This window comes from Novosphingobium sp. SG919 (assembly GCF_012932495.1).
GTDB classification, from domain to species: Bacteria; Pseudomonadota; Alphaproteobacteria; order Sphingomonadales; family Sphingomonadaceae; genus Novosphingobium; species Novosphingobium rhizosphaerae.
Genome location: NZ_JABCNG010000006.1, coordinates 223465 through 245287 on the forward strand (window position 1 = coordinate 223465; position 21823 = coordinate 245287).

The window sequence follows — 21823 nt, forward strand, 5'->3', positions numbered from 1 at the left end:
AAACAAAACTAGCGCTTCGATTTGACGGCCATCAGGACAGTGCTGATGCGCGCGCGGAAGAACAGGAACGTGATCGCTGCATAAAGCAGCAGCGCCAGGGTGGTGGTGGCCAGCGTGGGCAAGAGCCGCGACAGATCGAGCGAAGCGATCCACGTCAAGGCACCGACCGCGGCCACCACGCCCAGGCCAACCACCGCCGGAAGCGAAGTCACCACATCCTTGGCGATGCGGATATCGGGTGTGACCTTGCGGATCACGAAGATGAGCGCCAGCCCGCCCAGCATGCAGCGCAGGCTGAATGCGCCCGCTGCCCAGACGATACCGAAATAGGCACCCGCCGCGATCATCACCACGTTGGCGATGGTCTGGAAAAAGTTGTTCCACAGCGCCAGGCGCGGGCGGCCAGTGGCCACCAGGTAGGTCTGCAACGGCACGATCATCGCCACGAACGGCAGCGAGATCAGCAGCACCGTGACGGTTTCGGCCAGATGCGGCCATTTGCCCTTGAACACGAGGTCGGCCACGAACGGCCCGGCAAAGGTGGAGGCGACGAACGGCACCGATGCGATCAGGCTGGTAATGCCGCAAGCCTGCCACATCGCCTCGATCGTGCGTTCCCGGTCACCGGCCATGCGCGAGAAGATCGGTAGGAGCGTGTTGTTGACCGGGTTGAGGAACAGGCTGGTGGCCAGATCGAGCACGGTGCGCGCCAGGCGGAACACGCCCGTGGCGGTCGGACCGGCGATCATGCCGACGATCACGTCGACCGAGCGGATGTTGATCTGGTTGAGCACCGAGACGCCCAGGACCGCACCCGAAAAGCGGCTGACATCGGCCATGTCACCCAGCCGGGCAACCGCGGTGGGCCGCCAGCGCGCGGCAAACAGGCTGATGACGGTGGAAATGATCGGCGCCAGTGTCACCTGCACCACGATGCTCCACGCGCCAAAGCCATAGACCGCCATCGCGCAGCAAGCCACGCCGGCAATTGCCTGGCCGGCTGTTTTGCGGATCGCCAGCACGCGGTAGTTGAACGTGCGCATCAGCAGGCCTTCGGGCACCACGCCCACCGCCGCAGACAGCGGCGCGGCCACGGTGGGCAGGATCATCAGCCAGATGTTGTCATAGCCAGGCAGGAGGCGAAAGATCAGCGCCAGCGCGGCGATCACCACGCCGGCGGCAATGCCGATCCCGATGAACAGGCCGAACGCGGTATCCAGAAACCGGGCATCCGCCTCTTCGCGTTGCACAATCAACTGGTTGCCAGATTGCAAAGTCGATGCAGCAATGATGGCTGGCGCGGTGGCCATTGCCGCAACGCCAAAATCGTGCGGCCCCAGGAACAGGGCTGCCGTAAGCATGACCACGGTCTGGGTAAAGCGCTCGGCGAGAACCTGGAGCAACGACCAGATTGCGCCTTTCATCGCGAGTTTGGAGTAGCTCATACCGTGTTCAAAACCGTCCCGAAATTGCAGCAAACCATGGTTTACGAAACAGAAACCAGCCTATCCCGCACAATTTGGCGCTTTTTGCCGCATCGCCATGCCGGATCGGGCTACGGCTTGTCCGTCCCTTGTGCACTGCGCAATGGCCGTTCCCCTGGCAAAGGTCTGTCGGGTCAACCTGTTCTTGTCAATGGATCGCCGACTTTGCCAAGCGCTGGTCAGCCATTTTATTTTGCAGCGCGGAAGATTTTACAAGTTCGCGGCATGACCAATTGCCGCAACGCAGCAAATTTCATGTCATGCCCCCTTGGCAAGACCCGGGGGAATCGCGCATGAAGCCAAAGCGGCGCCTGTGCGCGTCGTCGGCCCATCCGGCGCCAAACCACCGCCCGCTTCACCGACGGAAAACGCCATGACCGCTGACGCCCAGACATCTGCCCCCACGCCCACCACGCCATCGATCACGATCATCATCTGCACGGTGGAAAATTCCGGCCGCGAAGAGCGCCTGCGCACCGTGCTCGACCATCTGCGCGAACAGTTGCACGTGACGGTAGAGATCATCCTGGTGTGGCAAGGCTGGGACGTGGCCAATGCCCCATCCTTCCCCGGGGTGCGCGTCTTGCCGCTCACCATCTGGAGTTCGTCGCTGGCACGCAACAAGGGTGCGGAACTGGCCAGCCATCCGTTCCTGTGCTTCCTCGATGACGATACCTATCCGGTGGGTGACACGGCGCTGCACGATGCCATTGCCCTGCTCGAGCGCGACAAGCTGGATTTCCTGGCCTGCAACATTCGGTCCGAGGGCGCCGTGCAGGCGGCCGACCCCATTGCCGCCGACATCGATTTTTCGCCCAAGACGATCATCGGCAACATGTGGGAGCCAGGCGTGACGATCCGAACCGAAGCGTTTCGCGCCACGGGATTCGATCCCACGCTGGGCATCGGCTGCATTCACGGATCGAGCGAGGGTCTCGATTTCGGGCTGCGCCTGCTTGCGGCCGGCTATCGTGGACGCCGCGTGGCCGGGCTGCTGGTCGATCATCCGCCCCTGCCCGCCAACGATACGATCAAACTGGACCGGTCGTTTTTCTATGCCCTGGGCAATGGCGCCGTGCTGGTCCAGCACAAGCTCTATTCCACTTATGCCTGGCAATTGACCAAGAGCATCGGGCGCTTTTTCGTCTCGCTGTTGAAAGGCGATGCCACGCGGACACGAGCAGCGGCGATCCGCTCATTCTGCCTGGTGCTGGGGCCGATCGTGCCGCGCGGCACGCCACTGATCGTCCCGCGCCGCAAATAGCCGGATAACCGGCTGGCCTGGCTGGCTCAGCCCGTCACGCGCTCCAACCGCACATCGGCGATGTGCACTTGCGTGCCCGGCGCCAGCCAGAACACCAGCGCGCGGGCTTGGCAGGCATCGTCCAGCAGGTATTGCGTGGCAACCCGGCCGCCGGCTTGCGGTATCGGCGTCTGGGCGATGCCCTGGTCGAACGTGCAGCCCAGGCCCACTTTCAACGCGCGCAGTTCGGTCGCCGTGGTGCCAGGCATCGCCCACGAGAGGCGATAGCTGCCCGCCGGCAACACCACCACCTGGCGCAGCACCGAAAAGGGGCTGGCCCCGGAAACCCGCAGGTCGAGCTGGTGGGCACCATTGTTGCCAAAGTCGCTGACCAGCAGTTCCACGGTCCCGCTGCTCGGCACCTGCCAGTCGAACACCGAATTGTGCGCCTGTGGATCGGGATTGATGCGCAGGAACTGGCCATCGTGCACCAGGGCGTTGCCCGGTTCGCATTCGCGGCTCCAGATATCCTGCGCCTCGTTGAACAGGCCCACCCGCATCAACCCGGTGGTCAACCCGCTCACCGCCGGGCAGCCCAGGCTGCCGGCGCGCATCTGCCGCACCACGGCATACCGGTTGGCAAAGTCCTGCTGCGCCATGGTGGAGGGCGCGGAGAGGAACATGCGCTGCCACGTGGGCGCCTCGGCCAGCCGGGGCACGATCGCGGCGCGTCCTTCGGGGCTTGCCACCATGTCGTTCAGCATGGTCTGGGTGCGGTCATCGTCCTGCACCTGGCGCAGATAGGCGTCCAGGCGCTGGGCGGCGACATCGGCCTGGCCCAGGTCCAGCCCCCGGTTGAACCAATAGATCTGCGTGGGCAGGTCGCGCCAGCCCATGCCGGCGGACAGGCGGAATGCCGCATCGGCATCGTCGGACTGGCCGGCCAGGAAGTGGGCCGCCCCAACCAGGCCCACCACCGAGGCATCGACCGGGTCTGACAGCAAGGCGCGCTGCGCAAGGGGCAGCGCATCCTTGGGCCGGGCTGCCGCGTTGGCATCCCCGGCCAGCGCCCGCGCGCTGAAGGTATCATAGGCCCAACCGGTCGGCGCGCGCACGTTGGGATCGACGATCGAAAGCCGATCCCATCCGCTGAAAGCGGCCACCCCGGCATAGGCGGCCAAGGCAAGCGCCGCAGCATAGCCCGACACCTTGCCAAGCCCCGACACTTTGCCCAACGGCGAGCCCGTCATGGCTTTACCTCAGGCCTCGTTCTCGGGCGTGTAGCGGTAGTAGTTGTAGCCATAGTATTCGGAGTAGCGGTTGCCCGACTTCGACGCGTCGAACATCGTCAGCACCGCACCCAGGACATTGGGGTGCATCGCGCGCAGGCGGCGCAGCGAAGCGCGCAGCGAGCCGCGGCGGCTACGGTCGGACTGGACGACGAGCATCACGCCATCGACGATGGCCGACATCAGCGGCGCATCGGCCAGGCCCAGCACCGGCGGACTGTCGAGGATGACCACGTCATAGATCTCGTTCAGTTCGCGCAGCAATTGGGTCAGGCGGCCCGAGCTGAGCAGTTCGGTCGGGCTGGGCGGCAGCGGACCCGAAGTGATCACCTGCAGGTTGGGCTCATCCGTTTCACGCACCACGTCGGCCAGCGTATCCTGCGCGGTAAGCAGGCTGGACATGCCGTGTTCGTTGGTCACCCCGATCACCGCATGGAGCGCGGGGCGGCGCATGTCGACGTCGAGCAGCAGCACCTTCTTGCCCAGGCGGGCAAGGCCCGTGGCCACGGCCAGGCTGGTGGTGGACTTGCCTTCCGAAGGCTGCGAGCTGGTGACCAGCAGCGAGCGCGGCAGGCCGGTTGCCGTCGAATAGAGCAGCGAACCGCGCAGCGAGTTGTAGCTTTCGCTGACCGCCGACTTCGGATCGGCCAAGGCCGCGGCCGGCGTGGTGTCTTCCGCCTTGGGAATGACGCCAAGCAACGGCATCCCCAGCTTTTCCTCGATGTCTTCCGGCACGCGGACCGCATCGTCCAGCTGGAAGCGGATCAGCACCACCAGCGCCGAGATCGCCAGGGCCGCAAGCAGCGCGATCAACATGTTGTTGACCAGCACCGGCGAACTCGGGATCGACGGCGGCTCGGCCGCATCGATGATCGAGATGTTGCTGGCGCTGATGCCGGCCGCCGCATTCAGTTCTTTGAAGCGCTGCAGCAGGCCGTCATACAGGCTGCGGTTGGTATCCGCTTCGCGGGCAAGCAGGTTGTATTGAACCGACTTGTCCTGCTCTTCGAGCGAAGTGCCCTTGAGCTGCGAGAGTTGCTGCTTGAGATTGTTCTCGGCTTCGACCGTCGCGTCGTACTGTTCCTTGACGGACGTACGGATGCTCTGCGCCACCGAATTGATCTGCTGGTTGATACCAACGATCTGGGCCTTGACCTGCACCACCGACGGAAAGTCGTCGAGGTGGCGTGCGCGTTCGCGCTGCAGTTCGGCCTCGGCGCGGGAGCGGTCGGCCAGCAGCGACGTGATCGTGCTGTTGGCCAGCACTTCGGGCGCGCCCAGCAGGTTGCCACCCGACAAGGCCTTCCAGCGCTGCTCGGCCGCCATGCGGTTGACCTGCGCCTGGTTCAGCGCGGTGTTGATCTGCAGCAGGCTGGCCGTGGTCACCGAACCGGTGGTCCCGCCGCTGTCGGCGTCGCCGGGCGTGGGCGCGGCATCGCGCGTGCGGATCAGGCCGACCTGGCGGGCATAGGCGTTGAGATCACGTTCCGACTGCTCGAGCTTGGCCTTGGCTTCGGCGAGCTGGCCCGAGATGAAATCGCGGGCATAGGCCGAGCTGTCATAGCGGCGCTGCAGGTTGGCCTGGATGAATTCGTTGGCCCAGGCATTGGCGATGCGCGCGGAAAGCTGCTGATCGATGCTGGTGAACGTGATCGTTGCCAGGCGGGAAGCCGGCGTCATGTCGGCCAGCTCGTTGTTGTTGAGCAGGTTGAGCGTGTATTCGCGCACCTGCTGCGGGCTGGCCGTGGGCTTGGGCGCGGGCACACCCATGCCGGCATAGAACTGCGGATTGCCGGTCAGGCGCAGGCGCTGGGCCACGCGCTCGGCAATGGCGCGGCTGTTGAGAATGGCGATCTGCGTCTTGAGGAAGCGATCGGTATCCTGCGGCGAGGCTACTTCGCCCTGCGAGGCATCCTGCTGATCGTCACCCAGCACCTGGGCCGACTGGTTGTTGATCTGCACCGTTGCCACTGCGGTGTAGCGCGGTGTCTTGAGCATGGTGAAGACCAGCGCCAGCGCCAGCGAACCTGCAATGATCAAGCCGATGAGCCACAAGTTGGCGCGGATGACGAGCAGGATCTTGCGAACGTCGATCTTGCTGCCCTCGTCGTCGTATTCGGCAAGATCGGCAAAGGCATCCGACATCGCGCGCGGCGCGGCGCTGCCAGCAGGAGCGAAGGAGGGGTTGTTGTGCACGGTACCGCCGATCATTAGAAACGGGTCAGGACGTTGAGGAGCCCGGCCATCGAGATGATGTCGCGGTAGATCGACTTCGACTGCGAGAAGCCGACCACGATCACGTCTCCGGCAAACACCTGCGGATCCGGGTCGATGCCCGCACGAATGCGCTTGATGTCGAACCGCGCCACCATGCGCTGGCCGTTCACGTTGCGGAACAGCATGGTCTCGTCCAGCTTGGCGATGCGCGTCGGGCTCTGCGCCATGGCGATCGCGCCCAGCAGGGTGGTGTTGGGCGTGATGGGATAGGAACCGGCGTGGTTGACCTGGCCTTCCACCGAAACCAGCTTTTCAGCGGCGGTGGTCACGTTCAGCGTCACCTGGGGATCGCGCAGATAGCGTGAGCCCAACCGGTTCTGGATTGCCTTCGTCGCCTCGTCAGGAGACATGCCGGCAACCACCACCGAACCGACCAGCGGCACCTGGATGCGGCCGGCCTCGTCCACGACCAGTTTCGCCGCGCTCAGGTCAGGCTCGCCGAACACCGCGAGCGAAAGCTCGTCGCCCTGGCCGATCTTGTACTGATCGGGCAGCTTGGTTTCCGCCTGGGGCTGTGCCACCTGGTATGCGTCTTGGCCCTGCTTCACGGTGGGGGCAACGGGCGTTGCACAACCCGACACGGCAGCGCTCGCAAGAAGAACCGCAATTCTGGGTGGAAGCTTCACTTGGATACGTGCTCCTGCTTTGGTCATTCGAAGCGATCGTCAGCGATCTGTTGCCGCCATGGAAGACGACAGCACACGCCTTTCTCCCTGCCGAAGAAATCTCCGGAACGGAGCGATGCCAGCTATTGCTGCTTTGCACAATAGCATTCTGCGCAGCTTGTCGTGCTGTGACATGGCGCCCCCCATGATTACCCCGGCGGTGTAACAATGCCATTGCAATGCCAGCAGTTCCAGCCGGCATATGGCAAAGCCCGCCTAAGTGTTTCCCCGCTCATCGCCTTTACGACCCGTTTCGTCGCACAAGTAACGATATACCATTATCTCGCAGTGCAAAATGGATCGCTTCTGCTGCGCGGAATTCCGCACAGTACAAACCAGGCAATCCATCTCGCAGTTGCGTAAGAACCGCCGCGCGGGGACTTGCCCTACACCCCGTGGTAATCGCGATACCAGGCCACGAATCGGCTCACGCCCTCGCGCACCGTGGTGGCCGGCTTGTATCCCAGGTCCCGCTCCAGATCGGAAACGTCGGCATAAGTATCGGGCACATCGCCGGCCTGCAGCGGCAGCAGATTGCGTTCCGCCTTGCGCCCCAGGGCTTCTTCCAGCGCTTCGATATAGGCGGTCAGCTTGACCGGCGCGTTGTTGCCGATGTTATAGATCCGATAGGGCGCGTTCGACGTGGCTGGATCGGGCTGGTGTGCATCCCACGCCGGATCGGGCGCCGCCGGACGATCCAGCGCACGGATCACGCCGGCCACGATATCATCCACATACGTGAAATCCCGGGTGTGATTCCCGTGGTTGAACACGTTGATCGGCTTGCCTTCCAGGATCGCGCGGGCAAACAGGAACAGCGCCATGTCCGGCCGGCCCCAGGGCCCGTAGACGGTGAAGAAGCGCAGGCCGGTGGTGGGCAGCCGGTAGAGATGGCTATAGCTGTGCGCCATCAATTCGTTCGCCTTCTTGGTGGCGGCATAGAATTGCAGCGGGTGATCCACGCCAACATGCTCGCTGAACGGCATGGCCTTGTTGGCGCCATAGACCGAGCTGGTCGACGCATAGACCAGATGCTCGATTCCCTGATGGCGGCAGGCTTCGAGGATGTTGGTAAAGCCGACGATATTGCTTTCGACGTAAGCGTGCGGATTCTCGATCGAATAACGCACCCCCGCCTGCGCCGCGAGGTTCACCGCGCGGCGCACCTGACCGTCTTCGAACGCACGCTCCACCGCCCCGCGATCGGCCAGGTTGGCGCGGAAGAAGCGATACGACGAACCCGTGCGCGCCGCCGTCTCTTCCAGGATTTTCAGCCGGGCTTCCTTGATCGCCGGGTCATAGTAATCGTTGACCACGTCCAGCCCCACGACGGCATCGCCTCGTTCGAGCAAGGTCTTGGCGGTGTGAAAGCCGATGAAGCCGGCATTGCCGGTAACCAGGGTAGCCACGCTGCGTCTCCACTTGCGGCGCACGAGCCTGTCCGCCTTGCCGCTGCCATAACCGGCAGAAGCGAAAAAAGGGTAACGCTTTTGCGCCGTTGGCTGGGTCGCGACCTAAACGCTCAGGTGCTCTTCTTCGCCACGTTGAACGTGCCGGTGACGCGGCCGCTCGGCGCGGTGGTGGTGCCGGTCCCACCCGGTGCCGGCGCGCTGCTGCGTCCGTCCACGCTGGAAAGGCCGGTGTTGAGATCGATCACCAGGCGCCCGCCGTTGAGCGTGTCCTTGCCGCGCCGCAGCGCGACATTGCCCACCATCGTGATGATCCGGCGCGGAATGTCATAGACCGCGCTGTTGCCGCTGGCGCGCTGGTCGCCACGCGTGACCACCACGCCACCGGCCGCATCGATGCGCTGCACCTGAACGGCATTGGTGTCGGTATACGCCAGCGTGGTGCGCGCCGCCTGAAGCCGCAGGTCTTCCTGCGTGATATCGACATTGCCGGTCAGCACGACGCGCTTTTGCCGGTCCTGCAATTCCATGCGGTCTGCGCCAAAATTCACCGGCGCGTTGGAATTGTGCTTGGCAAAGGTCTGGGCATCGAGATGAACCGCGCCCGCCACGATCGCGGCCGACAGGGCAAAGCCCGCAGCCAGCGAGCGCAGCGCCAGAACGCGCGTGGAAACGCGGGGCGAGGAAGAGAGCGGGTCGGTCATCTGCGTTGTCCTCATCGAATCGCGCGTCATGGCTTGCCCGGCGTCAGGGCTTGGCTGGAAGGGGCAACTTGCCTTGGTCCATCCGCATGCGTGCATGCCCTTCCAGCGTTACCACCCGATCGTCAAGGTTGGCCGTGATGCGATCGGCCGAAAACGTGCCGGTCGGCAGGCGCCCTTCGACGTGCCCATCGCTGACCATGCGCCGCTTGTTCAGGTCGATCGATGCGCCGTCGGTGATCATGCGATAGCCATCGGAACTTTCGAAATTGACCACGCCGGGCACAGTGATGAACTGCTTGCCAAAGTCATAGGCGCCCTGCTGCGTGGTGAGGATCGCCGGCCCGTCCTTGAGCATGACCCGTGCGGTCACGTCCTTGAGTTGCACCACATCCTGCGCCGCGGAATGCTGCACGGCGGTGCCGGCTGTCACCGAAAAGGTCCGACCCTTGTTGTCCGCGCCGCGATACATCGCGCTGACCACGCGCAGGCGATCGGCCACGACTGCCACCTTGGTGCGGTCAAGCAGGAAGCTGATTTCCCCACGCGGGGCGAGCGGGCTGAGCACCATGACCGCCAGCATCGCCCCGATCAGGCCCGGCAACACAACCGCCAGCGTGCGCACGACACGATCGTGCCGGCCGCCGGGGGCGGCCTTGTGCTGGCGGCGATTGCGCATGCGATCGGCCTGGACTGTCATGGCGTCACAACGTTCATGGGCGTTACAGCGATCATCAGGGCGGGTTGATTACTCGTGGCTGAAGATATCCCGGTCGGCCCACCCGGCAATGTCGAGCAGGGCCCGCGTCGGCAGGAAGTCGAAACAGGCCTGGGCGATCTCGGAACGCTTTTCGCGTACGAGACGTTCCAACAGGATGGAATGGGCCCCATGCAGATAGCGCACGTCGGATGCGGCATATTCGAGTTGCGCATCGCTCAACACCGCGCCACCCCAGTCGCTAGACTGCTGCTGCTTGGAGATTTCCTTGCCCAGCAATTCGCGCACGAGGTCCTTCAGGCCATGCCGGTCGGTGTAAGTACGCACCAGTTTGGATGCGATCTTGGTGCAGAAAACCGGCGTCGCCATGACACCAAGGTAATGATGAATGGCCGCCAGATCGAACCGTGCGAAATGATAGAGCTTGAGCCGGGCGGGATCGGCCAGGACGGCGCGCAGATTGGGCGCGGCATAGTCGCTGCCCACCTTGAAACGAACGAGGTGCTCATCGCCCTGCCCGTCGGAAATCTGCACCACGCAAAGCCGGTCGCGCGGCGTGATCAGCCCCATCGTCTCGGTGTCGACAGCAACGATGCCCGGCGCCAGCAAATCGGCGGAAGGCAGGTCTTCTTCATGCAGGTAAACGGCCATGCCCGCGTGCTTAGGCCCGTTCGGCGCAAGCGGCAACCCCAAGGCCCGGCCGATCCCACCACCCGCACGCACCTGCAACCCGGCCAAGCCTTTCTGCGCGGCGCACAATCGCCATGCCGTGGTGCAGCGTATTGGCGGTTGCCGCCCTTGGCGGCGTACACTAGGAATAGGGGGCGGTGCCGTGCCACCCTGCCGGAAGGCGCGGTCGATCCACCGCCCCATGCATTTTGGCAGAAAGAGGCATGTTACTGTAAGAAGGCCAGAAAATGGTACCTGGGACCACGCAATCAGGAACGTCTACTACGATGATCACACCGGTTATTCTGTGCGGCGGCAGCGGCACCCGTCTGTGGCCGCGTTCGCGCAAGATCAAGCCCAAGCCGTTCCTTCCGCTGGTTGGCGACACCACGCTGTTCGAAGCCACCGTGCTGCGGTGCAGCACTGAAGCAGGTTTTTCGCCGCCGGTGGTCGTGACCGGGGCGCATCACCTCGATCACGTGGTCGAACAGTTGCCCGATCCGGCCAGCAGCCAGATCATCGTGGAGCCCGAGGGCAAGAACACGGCTGCGGCCATCGCCCTGGCTGCGCTGCGCCTGCCCGAAGACGCTATCATGCTGGTGTGCCCCAGCGACCATCACATCGGCGATTGCGATGCCTTCCAGGCCGCGGCCACCGCCGCCGCCGCGCTGGCCGCCGATGACTGGCTGGTGTCTTTCGGCATCGCAGCGACGGCGCCCGAAACCGGCTTCGGCTATCTCAAGCAAGGCGATCCGATCGAGGGCAGCGGTGGCCGCCGCGTGGAACGCTTTGTCGAAAAGCCCGATCTGGAACGCGCCAAGAGCTTCCTGGCCGATGGTGGCTATGCCTGGAACGGCGGAATCTTCGCGTTCCGCGCCGGGCATTTCCTGGACGAACTGGAACAGCACCGCCCCGACATCGCCAGCGCCGTGCGCGCCGCGGTGGCCAAGGGCCAAGCCGACGGCAACGCCTTCCACCCCGACGCGGCCGAATTTGCCAAGATCGCGGGCGAATCGGTGGACTACGCGGTGATGGAAAAGACCGGCCGCGCCGCCATGGTGCCCGCCACCATGGCCTGGTCCGACATCGGCAACTGGCAGGCACTGCACGAAGCGCTCGACAAGGACGAAGTGGGCAATGCCACCAAGGGCCGCGTCGAACTCAAGAACTGCAGCAACGTGCTGGTCCACACCGATGGCCCCCGCGTTTCGGTCGTGGGCGCCAGCAACCTGATCGTGGTGGTCGATGGCGACGACATCCTGGTGTGCACGCCCGAAGGCGCGCAACTGGTGGGCAAGCTGGAAGGTGCGGTGAATCAATGAGCAAGCTGCCGATCCGCTCGGTCGAAAAGCCCTGGGGCAAGGATGTACTGCCCGCACCGTTCAGTGCGCCCGAAGGCCAGCGCATCGGCGAAATCTGGTTCGTGCCCCCGCCCGAAGTGCCCAGCCTCCTGGTCAAGTACATCTTCACCAGCGAAGCGCTGTCGGTGCAGGTCCACCCCAGCGACGCGCAGGCGGCCGCCGCCGGTGAGAAGGACCGCGGCAAGGAAGAATGCTGGCTGGTGATCGATGCCGAGCCCGGCGCCACGCTCGGCGTGGGTTTCCACGAGCATGTGGACCACGACACGATGCGCGCCGCCGCGCTCGATGGCAGCATCGAGGACATGCTGGTGTGGCATCCGGTCAAGCCGGGCGATTTCTTCTATATTCCGGCCAACACCGTCCACGCCATCGGCGCCGGCGTCAGTCTGATCGAAATCCAGCAGAACAGCGACATCACCTATCGCCTCTATGACTATGGCCGCCCGCGCGAGTTGCATCTCGATGCTGGCATCGCCGTGTCCAAGGGCGAGCCGCTCGATCCGGCGCTGCACAAGCACATCCCCGATACCGGCACGGTAGAGCTCGCCAGCGGCGCCTACTTCACGGCGCACCGCCTCGATGGGCTGCCCGATGCAACCCTTGCTGCCGACTATGCCGGCCCGCTGCTGGTGATCCCGCGCATCGGCACCGTGGCGCTTGGCGATGAAATCCTCAAGCCGGGCGATTGCGCCTGGGCGCCGGGGATCGATGCGCTGGCGTTCGACGCGCAGGGCCAGGCGATCGTCGTGCGGCCGGCCGCTGCCTGACGGGGCGACGGACGTGTCCGCGGTCCCTGAAAGCTGGGCATCCGCCCTCGATCCGGTGCTCGCCAGCCCGCCCTTGCGGGCGCTGGGTGGTTTCCTGCGTGCCGAGGAAGCCGCCGGCAAGACGATCTACCCGCCGCGAGGGCAGCGCCTCGCTGCCCTCGAACTGACGCCACTGCAGGCAGTGAAAGTCGTGATCTTGGGGCAAGACCCTTACCACGGCCCCGGCCAGGCGCATGGCCTGGCCTTTTCAGTCCAACGCGGCGTGAAAGTGCCGCCCAGCCTGGTCAACATCTACAAGGAACTGGAAACCGACCTCGGCCTGCCGCGCCCGGCGCATGGCAATCTCACCCATTGGGCGGAGCAGGGCGTGCTGCTGCTCAACAACGCGCTGACGGTGGAAGCCGGCCAGGCCGGCTCGCACCAGGGCAAGGGCTGGGAGGAATTCACCGACGCGGCCGTTGCCGCCGTCGCGGCACGGCCCGATCCGATCGTCTTCCTCCTATGGGGCAGCCACGCCCAGAAAAAGGCCGCACGCGTGCCCGGCCTCGCGTCCGGCCCTCATCTCGTGCTCAAGGCACCTCACCCCAGCCCCTTGTCGGCCCACGCCGGCTTCTTCGGCTGCCGCCATTTCAGCAAGGCCAACGCTTTCCTGGAAAGCCACGGGCAGAGCCCGATCGACTGGCGGGTAGACCCGGCATGAACGCGGCGGTCGACTCCGTCGGCCCCGCCTGGTCGCTGCCGGCCATGCGCGCGGCGCAGGCCCAGGCCTGGACCGCCATCGAACGCCTCGCCGCTGCGATCCATCCCGGCCTGCGCGAAAGCGAAGCCAAGGCGCTTGGCGAAGCAATCATGGCGGACCTCGGCATGGGCCAGGCCTGGCACCCGATGGTGGTGCGCTTCGGCGCCAACACCCTGCGCGTGTTCAGCGATCGGGGTGGCGAAGACCTGACCCTGGCCGAAAACGACATTTTCTTCATCGACATCGGCCCGGTACTGCTGGGCCACGAAGCCGATGTCGGCGCCAGCTTCGCAGTAGGCGACGATCCAGACATGCACGCCTGCGCCGCCGCCGCACGCGAGTTGTGGCAACGGGTGGCAGCGATCTGGAACCATGGCGCTGTGCGCGGCACGGCGCTCTATGCCCGCGCCGCGGAAGAAGCTGTGGCGATGGGCTGGCAACTCAACCTCGACGTGCGCGGCCATCGCGTCGCCGATTACCCCCACCCTTCGCGCCAGGCCGGCAAGCTTGGTGATCTCGACGGCTTGCCCACGCCAGGCCTGTGGATCCTGGAAATCCAGCTTCGCCACCCCACCCGCCCGTTCGGGGCGTTCTACGAGGATTTGCTGGCCTGATCCGGCGCGAGCGCCGGCGTGCCCAAGCCGCGCACCAGTGCGCCCAGACCGCCGGCAAAATTGCCTTCAAAATCCATCATTCCCTGCAGAAAGGCCCGCATCGGCCCGTTCGCTTCGAACGTTGCCCATCCCAGCGTGAAGGCGATCACCGCAGCCTGGAACGCCAGCGCCTGGTTCTGATCCAGCCCCAGGTCAACCAGCGGCGCGGCAATATGGCGGGCATGGTCTGCCGGGGCCGTCGGCGCAGTGGGATAGGCCAGCGCGCATAGCCGCGGGCCATCGCGCCGCCCCGCCAGGCTCGCACGCAGGGCCGTGCCAAACGCGATCAACCAGGCCTGCCAATCGGGCGCGTTGGGCACGGCGGAATACGCTGCCGCATAGATTTCGGCCGCCATCATGCCCAGCAATTCGGCCTTGTCCCCAATGTGCCAATAAAGTGCTGGCGCCTGCACGCCCAGCCGCGCCGCCAGGCTGCGCATGCTCAACTTTTCCAGACCCTCGTCCTCCAGCACGGCAAAGGCGGCGGCTACCAGGCGCTGGCGATCAAGAGCGGGTTCGGGGCGGGGCGGCATGGAACCGTCTTGACTCCTTAACACTGTTAAGTCAACCTGCCGGACGGAGAGCGATCAGAAGGAGGCAACAGCCCATGACTTATGCCCGCGATGCCTGGTACGTTGCCGGGTGGAGCCACGAACTGGAACCACAGACCCCCTTTGCCATCACCATCCTGGACGAACGCATCGTGCTGTGGCGCACGCCGACGGGGGCACTTCATGCCCTGGAAGACCGCTGTGTCCATCGCCTTGCCCCGCTATCGCTGGGCCGGTGCGAGGGCGAGGCCTTGCGCTGTGGCTATCACGGGCTGCTGTTCGATGGATCGGGCAAGTGCATCGCGATTCCGGGGCAGGAAACCATCCCACCGCAGGCCCGCGTGCGCCGCTATCCCGCGATCGAGCGGCACAGCTGGATCTGGGTGTGGATGGGGGATCCGGCGCGGGCCGACGAAGACCTTGTCCCGCCGGCCGTGGGCCTGGACAATCCCGATTATATTCTCGGGCACGGTCATCTCGACTATGCGGCGCAGGCGCGACTGATCTGTGACAACCTGCTGGATTTCAGCCACCTTACCTTCGTTCATGCGCAAAGCTTTGGTGCCGGGTCGGAATTTGCCGATACGCCGGCGCGCATCACGCCACTGCCACGCGGCATCCGCTATGAACGATGGATCGAGAACAGCCTCGGTTCGTCCTCGCGCATGTCGGCCACGCCGATGGACAGCTACATGGCCTACGATTTCCTGGTCCCGGGCGTGCTGTTGATGAAGGGTGGCACGTTCGCACCCGGCACCGCCACGCGTTGCGGCTACGGTGCGCCTGATTATGCCGGGGCGACCGGCGGTGTCACCTTCACGAGCCAGGCCGTGACGCCGATGACCGGCGATACGGCGCGCTATTTCTTTTCCTGGGGCCCGCACCGCGCCCATGGCGATGCGGCCTTGCGCGATACCCTGATGGACATCGCGGGCCGCGCCTTTGCCGAGGACAAGACGATGATCGAAGCGCAACAGCGCGTGATCGCCGCGACGCCCGATCCCGCGGTCATGCCCACGGTCCATGACAAAGCGGTGATCTTGTACAACCGCCTTGTCGAGCGGCTGGCCCGACAACCGCAGCCGGCCTGAACCCGCACGAGAAAGGGGGCGCTCGCTGCCGAGCGCCCCCTGTCCTGTTTTCGCGGTACGATCGGGTCGCTCAGCGCGGCAGTTCGGTCACACCCATCAGCGCTTCGTCCACCGCGCGGGCGCACTGGCGGCCTTCGCGGATGGCCCAGACCACCAGGCTCTGGCCCCGGCGCATGTCGCCGCAGGCAAAGATGCCGTCCACGCTGGTCTTGTAGTCCACCGTGTTGCCCTTGACGTTGCCACGCGGATCGAGATCCACACCGGCCTGTTCGAGCAGGCCCTGCTTGCGCGGACCGACAAAGCCCATGGCCAGCAGGATGAGATCGGCCTTGAGCACGAATTCGCTGCCCGGCACTTCCTGCATCTTGCCATCGACCCATTCGACGCGGACGCATTCCAGCCCGGTCACGTCGTTTTCGCCCACCACGCGCTTGGTCAGCACCGCGAATTCGCGGGTCACGCCTTCTTCGTGGCTGGACGAGGTGCGCAGCTTGAGCGGCCAGTTCGGCCAGGTCAGTGCCTTGTCTTCCTTCTCGGGCGGACGCGGCATGATTTCCAGCTGGGTGACGGACAGCGCGCCCTGGCGGTTGGACGTGCCGACGCAGTCCGAACCGGTGTCACCGCCGCCGATCACCACCACGTGCTTGCCCGTGGCAGTGAGCGAACCACGCGGCGCGGCGCGGATTTCATCGTCGCCGGCCACGCGCTTGTTCTGCTGGGTGAGGAATTCCATGGCAAAGCGCACGCCCGGCAGTTCGAAGCCGGGAATACCCAGGGGCCGCGGATCTTCTGCGCCGCCGGACAGGACCACCGCGTCGAAGTTTTCCTTGAGCGAGTCGACCGAGACAGTCACACCCACTTCCACCGACGTGCGGAAATCCACGCCTTCGGCCATCATCTGGATCAGACGACGGTTGATTAGGTGCTTTTCCATCTTGAAGTCGGGAATGCCATAGCGGAGCAGGCCGCCCACGCGATCCGACTTTTCGAACACGGTCACTGAATGGCCCGCACGCGCCAGTTGCTGCGCGGCAGCCATGCCCGCCGGGCCCGACCCGACCACCGCGACCGACTTGCCGGTCTTCTTCGCGGCGACCTGCGGCTCGATCCAGCCTTCCTTCCACCCCTTGTCGACGATCGCGCATTCGATCGACTTGATGGTGACGGGTTGGTCGACGATGTTGAGCGTGCACGCCGCCTCGCATGGGGCGGGACAGACGCGGCCGGTGAATTCCGGGAAGTTGTTGGTCGAATGCAGGTTGTCCAGCGCTTCGCGCCAGTCGCTTTCATAGACCAGGTGGTTCCAGTCCGGGATCTGGTTGTTCACCGGACAGCCATTGTGACAGTAGGGAATGCCACAGTTCATGCAGCGCGAGGCCTGGCCCTTGAGCGAGCCTTCGTCGTGCGGAACGATGAACTCGCGATAGTGCTTCAGGCGCTCGGCCGGGGCATCATAGCCCCGGTCCTTGCGGTCGAGTTCGAGAAAGCCGGTTGCCTTACCCATTGTAGTCTATTCCTTATTCCGCAGCGACCGACGCGGCTTCAAGGCGCTCGGCCTCAAGCTGGCGGAGCGCACGCGCATAGTCGCGCGGCATGACCTTGACGAAACGCGACACTTCCTGATCCCAGTTGTCGAGGATCGCGCGGGCCCGCTTGGACCCGGTGTGCAGCAGGTGACGCTCGATCAGCACGCGCAAGCGTTCGGCGTCATGACGCAGCATGTCGCCCATGCCGAAGTCGTTGACGTCCACCCCGCGCTGCTGCGGTCGGCCGGCACCGTCGTCTTCGTCGCGCGCGGCCGAAACCGGCAGCACGTCGACCATGGCGCCGTTCACCAGCGAACCGAAGTTGCCATCCACGTCATAGACATAGGCCACCCCGCCCGACATCCCGGCGGCAAAGTTGCGCCCGGTCTTGCCCAGCACGACGACCACGCCGCCGGTCATGTATTCGCAGCCATGATCGCCGGTGCCTTCGACCACCGCCAGGGCACCGGAATTGCGCACGCCGAAACGTTCGCCACCCACGCCGTTGAAGAACGCCTCGCCGGCAATCGCGCCATAGAGCACGGTGTTGCCCACGATGATGTTCTCGGCTGCCTCGCGCTCCACATGCGCCGGCTGGCGCACGATCACGCGGCCGCCCGACAGGCCCTTGCCGACATAGTCGTTGGCATCGCCCACCAGGTCGAGCGTGACGCCGTGGGCCAGGAACGCGCCGAACGACTGGCCCGCCACGCCCTTGAACGCCACGTTGATCGTGTTGTCGGGCAGGCCGGCATGACCATAGCGACGTACCACTTCGCCCGAGAGCATCGCGCCCACGGTGCGGTTGACGTTGATCACCGCACGCTCGATGCGCACCGGCTCGCCCGCTTCAAGGGCAGGCGCCGCCGCCGCGATGAGGTCGTTGTCGAGCGCGGCATCGAGGCCGTGGTCCTGGTGCCCGGTCCAGTTGAGGCCGGTGCCTTCCACCGGTTCCACCTTGTGCAGCAGACGCGACAGGTCGATCCCTTGCGCCTTCCAGTTCGCCACGACCTTGCGCGTGTCGAGACGGTCTACCCGGCCGACCATTTCAGCCACCGTGCGGAAGCCCATCTCGGCCATGATCGCGCGCAGTTCTTCGGCCACGAAGAAGAAGTAGTTGATCACGTGCTCGGGCTGGCCGGTGAAGCGCGCGCGCAGCACCGGGTCCTGCGTCGCCACACCCACCGGGCAGGTGTTGAGGTGGCACTTGCGCATCATGATGCACCCGGCCGCGATCAGCGGCGCGGTGGCAAAGCCGAACTCGTCGGCACCCAGCAGCGCGGCAATCGCCACGTCGCGGCCCGTGCGCAGGCCACCATCGGCCTGCACACAGATACGGCTGCGCAGGTTGTTGAGCAGCAGGGTCTGCTGGGTTTCGGCCAGGCCGATTTCCCAGGGGCTGCCGGCGTGGGTCAGCGAGGTGAGCGGCGAAGCGCCGGTCCCGCCTTCATAGCCCGAGATCGTGACATGGTCGGCACGCGCCTTGGAAACGCCCGCGGCCACGGTGCCCACGCCCACTTCCGACACCAGCTTGACCGAAACGCGCGCCTTGGTGTTCACGTTCTTGAGATCGTGAATGAGCTGGGCAAGGTCTTCGATCGAATAGATGTCGTGGTGCGGCGGCGGCGAGATCAGGCCGACACCCGGGGTCGAGTGGCGGGTCTTGCCGATCACCTTGTCGACCTTGTCACCCGGCAGCTGGCCCCCTTCACCGGGCTTGGCGCCCTGGGCCATCTTGATCTGGATGTCGTCGGCATTGACGAGATATTCAGCCGTGACGCCAAAGCGACCCGAGGCGACCTGCTTGATCGCCGAGCGCATCGAATCGCCGTTGGGCAGCGGCTTGAAGCGATCGGGCTCCTCGCCGCCTTCGCCGGTGTTGGACTTGCCGCCGATGCGGTTCATCGCGATGGCCAGCGTCGTGTGTGCCTCGCGGCTGATCGAGCCGAAGCTCATCGCCCCGGTGGCAAAGCGCCGGACGATCTCGTTCGCCGGCTCCACTTCGCTAATGTCGATCGGCTGGTCGGCCGGCTTCAGCTCCATCAAGCCGCGGATGGTGAGCATCCGTTCGGACTGGTCATTGATGGTCTGGGCAAATTCCTTGTACTTTTCAGGAATGTTGCCGCGCACGGCGTGCTGCAGGCTGGCGATGTTGCCGGCCGTCCAGGCGTGCTCTTCGCCGCGCAGGCGCAGCTGGTACATGCCGCCCACGTCGAGCATCTTCTTGTAGATCGGGTTATCGCCATAGGCCGTTGCATGACGGCGCACGGTTTCCTCGGCCACTTCCTTGAGGCCGACGCCTTCGATCGAGGTTGCCGTGCCGGTGAAGTACTTGTCAACGAAGGCCGAAGACAGGCCAACCGCGTCGAAGATCTGCGCCCCGCAATAGGACTGGTAGGTCGAAATGCCCATCTTGGACATGACCTTGAGGATGCCCTTGCCGATCGCCTTGATGTAGTTCTTCTGCACGTCATAGGGCGTGAGCGGCAGGCCCTTGTCGATGCGGATGGCTTCGAGCGTCTCGAACGCGAGGTAGGGATTGACCGCTTCGGCGCCATAGCCGGCCAGCACGCAGAAGTGGTGCACTTCGCGCGCCTCGCCGGTTTCCACGACCAGGCCGGTCTGCATGCGCAGGCCCTGACGCACCAGGTGATGGTGCACCGCGGCCGTCGCCAGCAGTGCAGGCATGGCAATGCGATCTGCGCTTTGCGCACGGTCCGACAGGATCAGGATATTCTTGTCTGCCAGCACCGCTTCGGTGGCGGCCCAGCACATTTCCTTGATCGCCATGGCCAGGCCATCGGCACCGGTGGTCGCGTCCCAGGTCGTGTCGATCGTGGCGGTGCGGAACGCGCCATCGAGCGCAGCCTCGACCGAGCGGATCTTGGCCACGTCCTCGTTCGTGAGGATCGGCTGGTCCACTTCAAGGCGCTTGTGGCTGCCGGCGTCATGGCCGAGCAGGTTCGGGCGCGGGCCGATCATCGATACCAGGCTCATCACCAGCTCCTCGCGGATCGGGTCGATCGGCGGGTTGGTGACCTGGGCGAAGTTCTGCTTGAAATAGTCGTAGAGCAGGCGCGAGCGCTTGGAGAGCACGGCAATCGGCGTGTCGGTGCCCATCGAGCCGATCGGGTCTTCCCCGATCGCGGCCATCGGCTCCAGGAACTTGGTCACGTCTTCCTGGGTGTAACCGAAGGCCTGCTGGCGATCGAGCAGGCTGTCGGTCGCGGTAGGCAGCGCAACGACTTCGGGCTCGACCACTTCAAGCTCCTTGAGCTTGTACTGGGCGGCACCGAGCCATTCCTCATAGGGTTCGGCAGCCGAGAGCTGGGCCTTGAGCTCATCGTCTTCCACGATGCGGCCCTGCTCCAGGTCGATCAGCAGCATGCGGCCGGGCTGGAGGCGCCACTTGCGCACGATGTCTTCCTCGCGGAACGGCAGAACGCCGCTTTCCGAGGCCATGCAGACCAGATCGTCGCGCGTGATCGAGAAGCGCGCCGGGCGCAAGCCGTTGCGATCGAGCGTGGCACCGATCTGGCGCCCGTCGGTGAACGCCACGGCGGCCGGGCCATCCCACGGTTCCATCAGCGCGGCGTGATATTCATAGAACGCGCGGCGCTTGGGATCCATCAGCGCGTTGCCGGCCCAGGCTTCGGGCATCAGCATCATCATGGCATGGGCAATGCCATAGCCGCCAGCCACCAGCAGTTCGAGCGCGTTGTCGAGGCTGGCTGTGTCGGACTGGCCATGCGGGATCAGCGGCCACATCTTGTCGAGATCCGGGCCGAGCAGCTCGGATTCCATGGTGCGGCGGCGCGCGTTCATCCAGTTGACGTTGCCGCGCACGGTGTTGATTTCACCATTGTGCGCCACGAAACGGAACGGATGCGCCAGCTTCCAGCTGGGGAACGTGTTGGTCGAAAAGCGCTGGTGCACCAGGCCGAGCGCCGAAACGCAGTCCGGATCACGCAGATCGTCATAGAACGAGCCGACCTGGCCGGCCAGCAGCAGCCCCTTGTACACGATCGTGCGCGAGGAGAAGCTGGGCAGGTACAGTTCGGTCACGCCGGGCAGGCCATGCTTTTCGGCCATGGCTTCGAGCGGGTTCTGCGTCTGCTTGCGGATCGCCAGCAGCTTGCGCTCGAACGCGTCCTGGTCGGCGCAGTTCTCGCCGCGCTTGATGAAGCACTGGCGGATCACCGGCATCGATTCGATCACGGTCTTGCCCAGGCCATCGAGCGTCACGGGCACATCGCGCCAGCCGATCAGCTCCTGGCCTTCCTTGGCCACGAACTTTTCGAACTTTTCGATCACGAAGTTCCGCGCGGCTTCGTCCTGCGGCAGGAAGCACATCGCCACGGCATAGTCGCCCGGCTGCGGCAGTTCCTTGCCTTCGCCCGCGGCCCACTTGCGGAACAACTGGTCGGGCAGCTGGATCAGCAGGCCGGCGCCATCGCCCAGCAGGGGATCGGCGCCCACCGCGCCGCGGTGGTCGAGATTGCGCAGAATCTCCAGCGCTTGGCCAATAATCGCGTGGCTTTTGACGCCTTTGATGTGGGCAACAAAGCCCATGCCACATGCGTCATGCTCGTTACGCGGATCATACAGGCCCTGAACCGGCGGAAATCCCATCGCGTTGATCGTCCCTACACCCAAAGAAAGAAAGCTCGCACGAATCAC

Annotated in this window: 18 protein-coding genes; 7 read left to right on the forward strand and 11 right to left on the reverse strand. The window is 64.9% G+C overall.

The annotated features are described in order from the left end of the window. Positions 1 to 8: 8 nt before the first annotated feature. On the reverse strand, positions 9 to 1445 hold the full coding sequence (locus FHT19_RS21170) for an oligosaccharide flippase family protein (protein ID WP_169476710.1): 1437 nt from the start codon (positions 1443 to 1445) through the stop codon (positions 9 to 11). 3 nt (positions 1446 to 1448) lie between these two features. Here FHT19_RS21170 and FHT19_RS21175 point away from each other — a divergent pair, with 3 nt between their 5' ends. Continuing rightward, positions 1449 to 1781 (forward strand): hypothetical protein, encoded by a 333-nt coding sequence (locus FHT19_RS21175; protein ID WP_168556354.1) that lies wholly within the window; start codon positions 1449 to 1451, stop codon positions 1779 to 1781. Positions 1782 to 1857: 76 nt separating this feature from the next. Further along, positions 1858 to 2748, forward strand: a complete 891-nt coding sequence (locus FHT19_RS21180) for a glycosyltransferase (protein ID WP_169476711.1) — start codon at positions 1858 to 1860, stop codon at positions 2746 to 2748. A 26-nt stretch (positions 2749 to 2774) separates the two neighbouring features. On the opposite strand, the gene FHT19_RS21185 is transcribed toward FHT19_RS21180, so the two are convergent. From FHT19_RS21185 to FHT19_RS21215, 7 genes are all read right to left on the reverse strand, one after another. Then, complete coding sequence (locus tag FHT19_RS21185; RefSeq protein WP_169476712.1) at positions 2775 to 3977, reverse strand: hypothetical protein; 1203 nt, start codon at positions 3975 to 3977, stop codon at positions 2775 to 2777. Between the two features lie 9 nt (positions 3978 to 3986). Beyond that, entirely contained in the window at positions 3987 to 6227 is a 2241-nt protein-coding gene (locus FHT19_RS21190) for a polysaccharide biosynthesis tyrosine autokinase (protein ID WP_248290588.1), read from the reverse strand. Continuing rightward, complete coding sequence (locus tag FHT19_RS21195) at positions 6227 to 6814, reverse strand: polysaccharide biosynthesis/export family protein (RefSeq protein WP_168556351.1); 588 nt, start codon at positions 6812 to 6814, stop codon at positions 6227 to 6229. Before FHT19_RS21195 ends, FHT19_RS21190 begins: the two co-directional genes overlap by 1 nt. Before the next feature lie 530 nt (positions 6815 to 7344). Then, the gene (locus tag FHT19_RS21200; RefSeq protein WP_168556350.1) at positions 7345 to 8367 is read right to left on the reverse strand and encodes an NAD-dependent epimerase; all 1023 of its coding nucleotides are present in this window, start codon (positions 8365 to 8367) and stop codon (positions 7345 to 7347) included. 113 nt (positions 8368 to 8480) lie between these two features. After that, the gene (locus tag FHT19_RS21205) at positions 8481 to 9071 is read right to left on the reverse strand and encodes an LptA/OstA family protein (protein ID WP_169476713.1); all 591 of its coding nucleotides are present in this window, start codon (positions 9069 to 9071) and stop codon (positions 8481 to 8483) included. Positions 9072 to 9114: 43 nt separating this feature from the next. After that, positions 9115 to 9768: an LPS export ABC transporter periplasmic protein LptC gene (gene lptC / locus FHT19_RS21210; protein ID WP_168556348.1), complete on the reverse strand. Its 654-nt coding sequence runs from the start codon at positions 9766 to 9768 to the stop codon at positions 9115 to 9117. A 48-nt stretch (positions 9769 to 9816) separates the two neighbouring features. Further along, positions 9817 to 10437 (reverse strand): ribonuclease D, encoded by a 621-nt coding sequence (locus tag FHT19_RS21215; RefSeq protein ID WP_169476855.1) that lies wholly within the window; start codon positions 10435 to 10437, stop codon positions 9817 to 9819. Between the two features lie 305 nt (positions 10438 to 10742). On the opposite strand from FHT19_RS21215, the gene FHT19_RS21220 reads away from it, so the two are divergent. From FHT19_RS21220 to FHT19_RS21235, 4 genes are read left to right on the forward strand one after another with little or no spacing between them, the layout of a single operon-like run. After that, positions 10743 to 11777: a mannose-1-phosphate guanylyltransferase gene (locus FHT19_RS21220; protein WP_169476714.1), complete on the forward strand. Its 1035-nt coding sequence runs from the start codon at positions 10743 to 10745 to the stop codon at positions 11775 to 11777. Further along, the gene (locus FHT19_RS21225) at positions 11774 to 12583 is read left to right on the forward strand and encodes a class I mannose-6-phosphate isomerase (RefSeq protein ID WP_169476715.1); all 810 of its coding nucleotides are present in this window, start codon (positions 11774 to 11776) and stop codon (positions 12581 to 12583) included. Before FHT19_RS21220 ends, FHT19_RS21225 begins: the two co-directional genes overlap by 4 nt. Positions 12584 to 12596: 13 nt before the next feature. Next, positions 12597 to 13283, forward strand: coding sequence for a uracil-DNA glycosylase (gene ung / locus FHT19_RS21230; protein ID WP_248290589.1), 687 nt, complete (start codon positions 12597 to 12599; stop codon positions 13281 to 13283). Continuing rightward, positions 13280 to 13936 carry a M24 family metallopeptidase gene (locus FHT19_RS21235; protein WP_169476717.1) on the forward strand — a complete coding sequence of 219 codons (657 nt, stop codon included), beginning with the start codon at positions 13280 to 13282 and terminating at the stop codon, positions 13934 to 13936. Before ung ends, FHT19_RS21235 begins: the two co-directional genes overlap by 4 nt. Here FHT19_RS21235 and FHT19_RS21240 read toward each other — a convergent pair. After that, positions 13915 to 14508: a TetR family transcriptional regulator gene (locus FHT19_RS21240; RefSeq protein WP_169476718.1), complete on the reverse strand. Its 594-nt coding sequence runs from the start codon at positions 14506 to 14508 to the stop codon at positions 13915 to 13917. The two genes, FHT19_RS21235 and FHT19_RS21240, sit on opposite strands and share 22 nt — an antisense overlap. 74 nt (positions 14509 to 14582) lie before the next feature. On the opposite strand from FHT19_RS21240, the gene FHT19_RS21245 reads away from it, so the two are divergent. Further along, a complete protein-coding gene (locus FHT19_RS21245; protein ID WP_169476719.1) occupies positions 14583 to 15617 on the forward strand; it encodes an aromatic ring-hydroxylating dioxygenase subunit alpha in 1035 nt (344 codons plus the stop codon). Positions 15618 to 15687: 70 nt separating this feature from the next. On the opposite strand, the gene FHT19_RS21250 is transcribed toward FHT19_RS21245, so the two are convergent. Together FHT19_RS21250 and gltB are read right to left on the reverse strand one after the other, a co-directional pair. Beyond that, a complete protein-coding gene (locus FHT19_RS21250; protein ID WP_168556341.1) occupies positions 15688 to 17121 on the reverse strand; it encodes a glutamate synthase subunit beta in 1434 nt (477 codons plus the stop codon). A gap of 13 nt (positions 17122 to 17134) precedes the next feature. Further along, positions 17135 to 21775: a glutamate synthase large subunit gene (gene gltB / locus FHT19_RS21255; RefSeq protein ID WP_169476720.1), complete on the reverse strand. Its 4641-nt coding sequence runs from the start codon at positions 21773 to 21775 to the stop codon at positions 17135 to 17137. Positions 21776 to 21823 lie beyond the last annotated feature (48 nt).

Excerpts from the sequence above, each read along its gene's own strand:
- FHT19_RS21240 (WP_169476718.1), bottom strand. The coding sequence starts at position 14,508 with ATGCCGCCCCGCCCCGAACCCGCTCTTGATCGCCAGCGCCTGGTAGCC.
- lptC (WP_168556348.1), bottom strand. The coding sequence starts at position 9,768 with ATGACAGTCCAGGCCGATCGCATGCGCAATCGCCGCCAGCACAAGGCC.
- FHT19_RS21180 (WP_169476711.1), top strand. The coding sequence starts at position 1,858 with ATGACCGCTGACGCCCAGACATCTGCCCCCACGCCCACCACGCCATCG.
- FHT19_RS21205 (WP_169476713.1), bottom strand. The coding sequence starts at position 9,071 with ATGACCGACCCGCTCTCTTCCTCGCCCCGCGTTTCCACGCGCGTTCTG.
- FHT19_RS21190 (WP_248290588.1), bottom strand. The coding sequence starts at position 6,227 with ATGATCGGCGGTACCGTGCACAACAACCCCTCCTTCGCTCCTGCTGGC.
- FHT19_RS21215 (WP_169476855.1), bottom strand. The coding sequence starts at position 10,437 with ATGGCCGTTTACCTGCATGAAGAAGACCTGCCTTCCGCCGATTTGCTG.
- FHT19_RS21235 (WP_169476717.1), top strand. The coding sequence starts at position 13,280 with ATGAACGCGGCGGTCGACTCCGTCGGCCCCGCCTGGTCGCTGCCGGCC.
- FHT19_RS21250 (WP_168556341.1), bottom strand. The coding sequence starts at position 17,121 with ATGGGTAAGGCAACCGGCTTTCTCGAACTCGACCGCAAGGACCGGGGC.
- FHT19_RS21225 (WP_169476715.1), top strand. The coding sequence starts at position 11,774 with ATGAGCAAGCTGCCGATCCGCTCGGTCGAAAAGCCCTGGGGCAAGGAT.
- FHT19_RS21220 (WP_169476714.1), top strand. The coding sequence starts at position 10,743 with ATGATCACACCGGTTATTCTGTGCGGCGGCAGCGGCACCCGTCTGTGG.
- FHT19_RS21185 (WP_169476712.1), bottom strand. The coding sequence starts at position 3,977 with ATGACGGGCTCGCCGTTGGGCAAAGTGTCGGGGCTTGGCAAGGTGTCG.
- gltB (WP_169476720.1), bottom strand. The coding sequence starts at position 21,775 with ATGGGATTTCCGCCGGTTCAGGGCCTGTATGATCCGCGTAACGAGCAT.
- FHT19_RS21245 (WP_169476719.1), top strand. The coding sequence starts at position 14,583 with ATGACTTATGCCCGCGATGCCTGGTACGTTGCCGGGTGGAGCCACGAA.
- FHT19_RS21170 (WP_169476710.1), bottom strand. The coding sequence starts at position 1,445 with ATGAGCTACTCCAAACTCGCGATGAAAGGCGCAATCTGGTCGTTGCTC.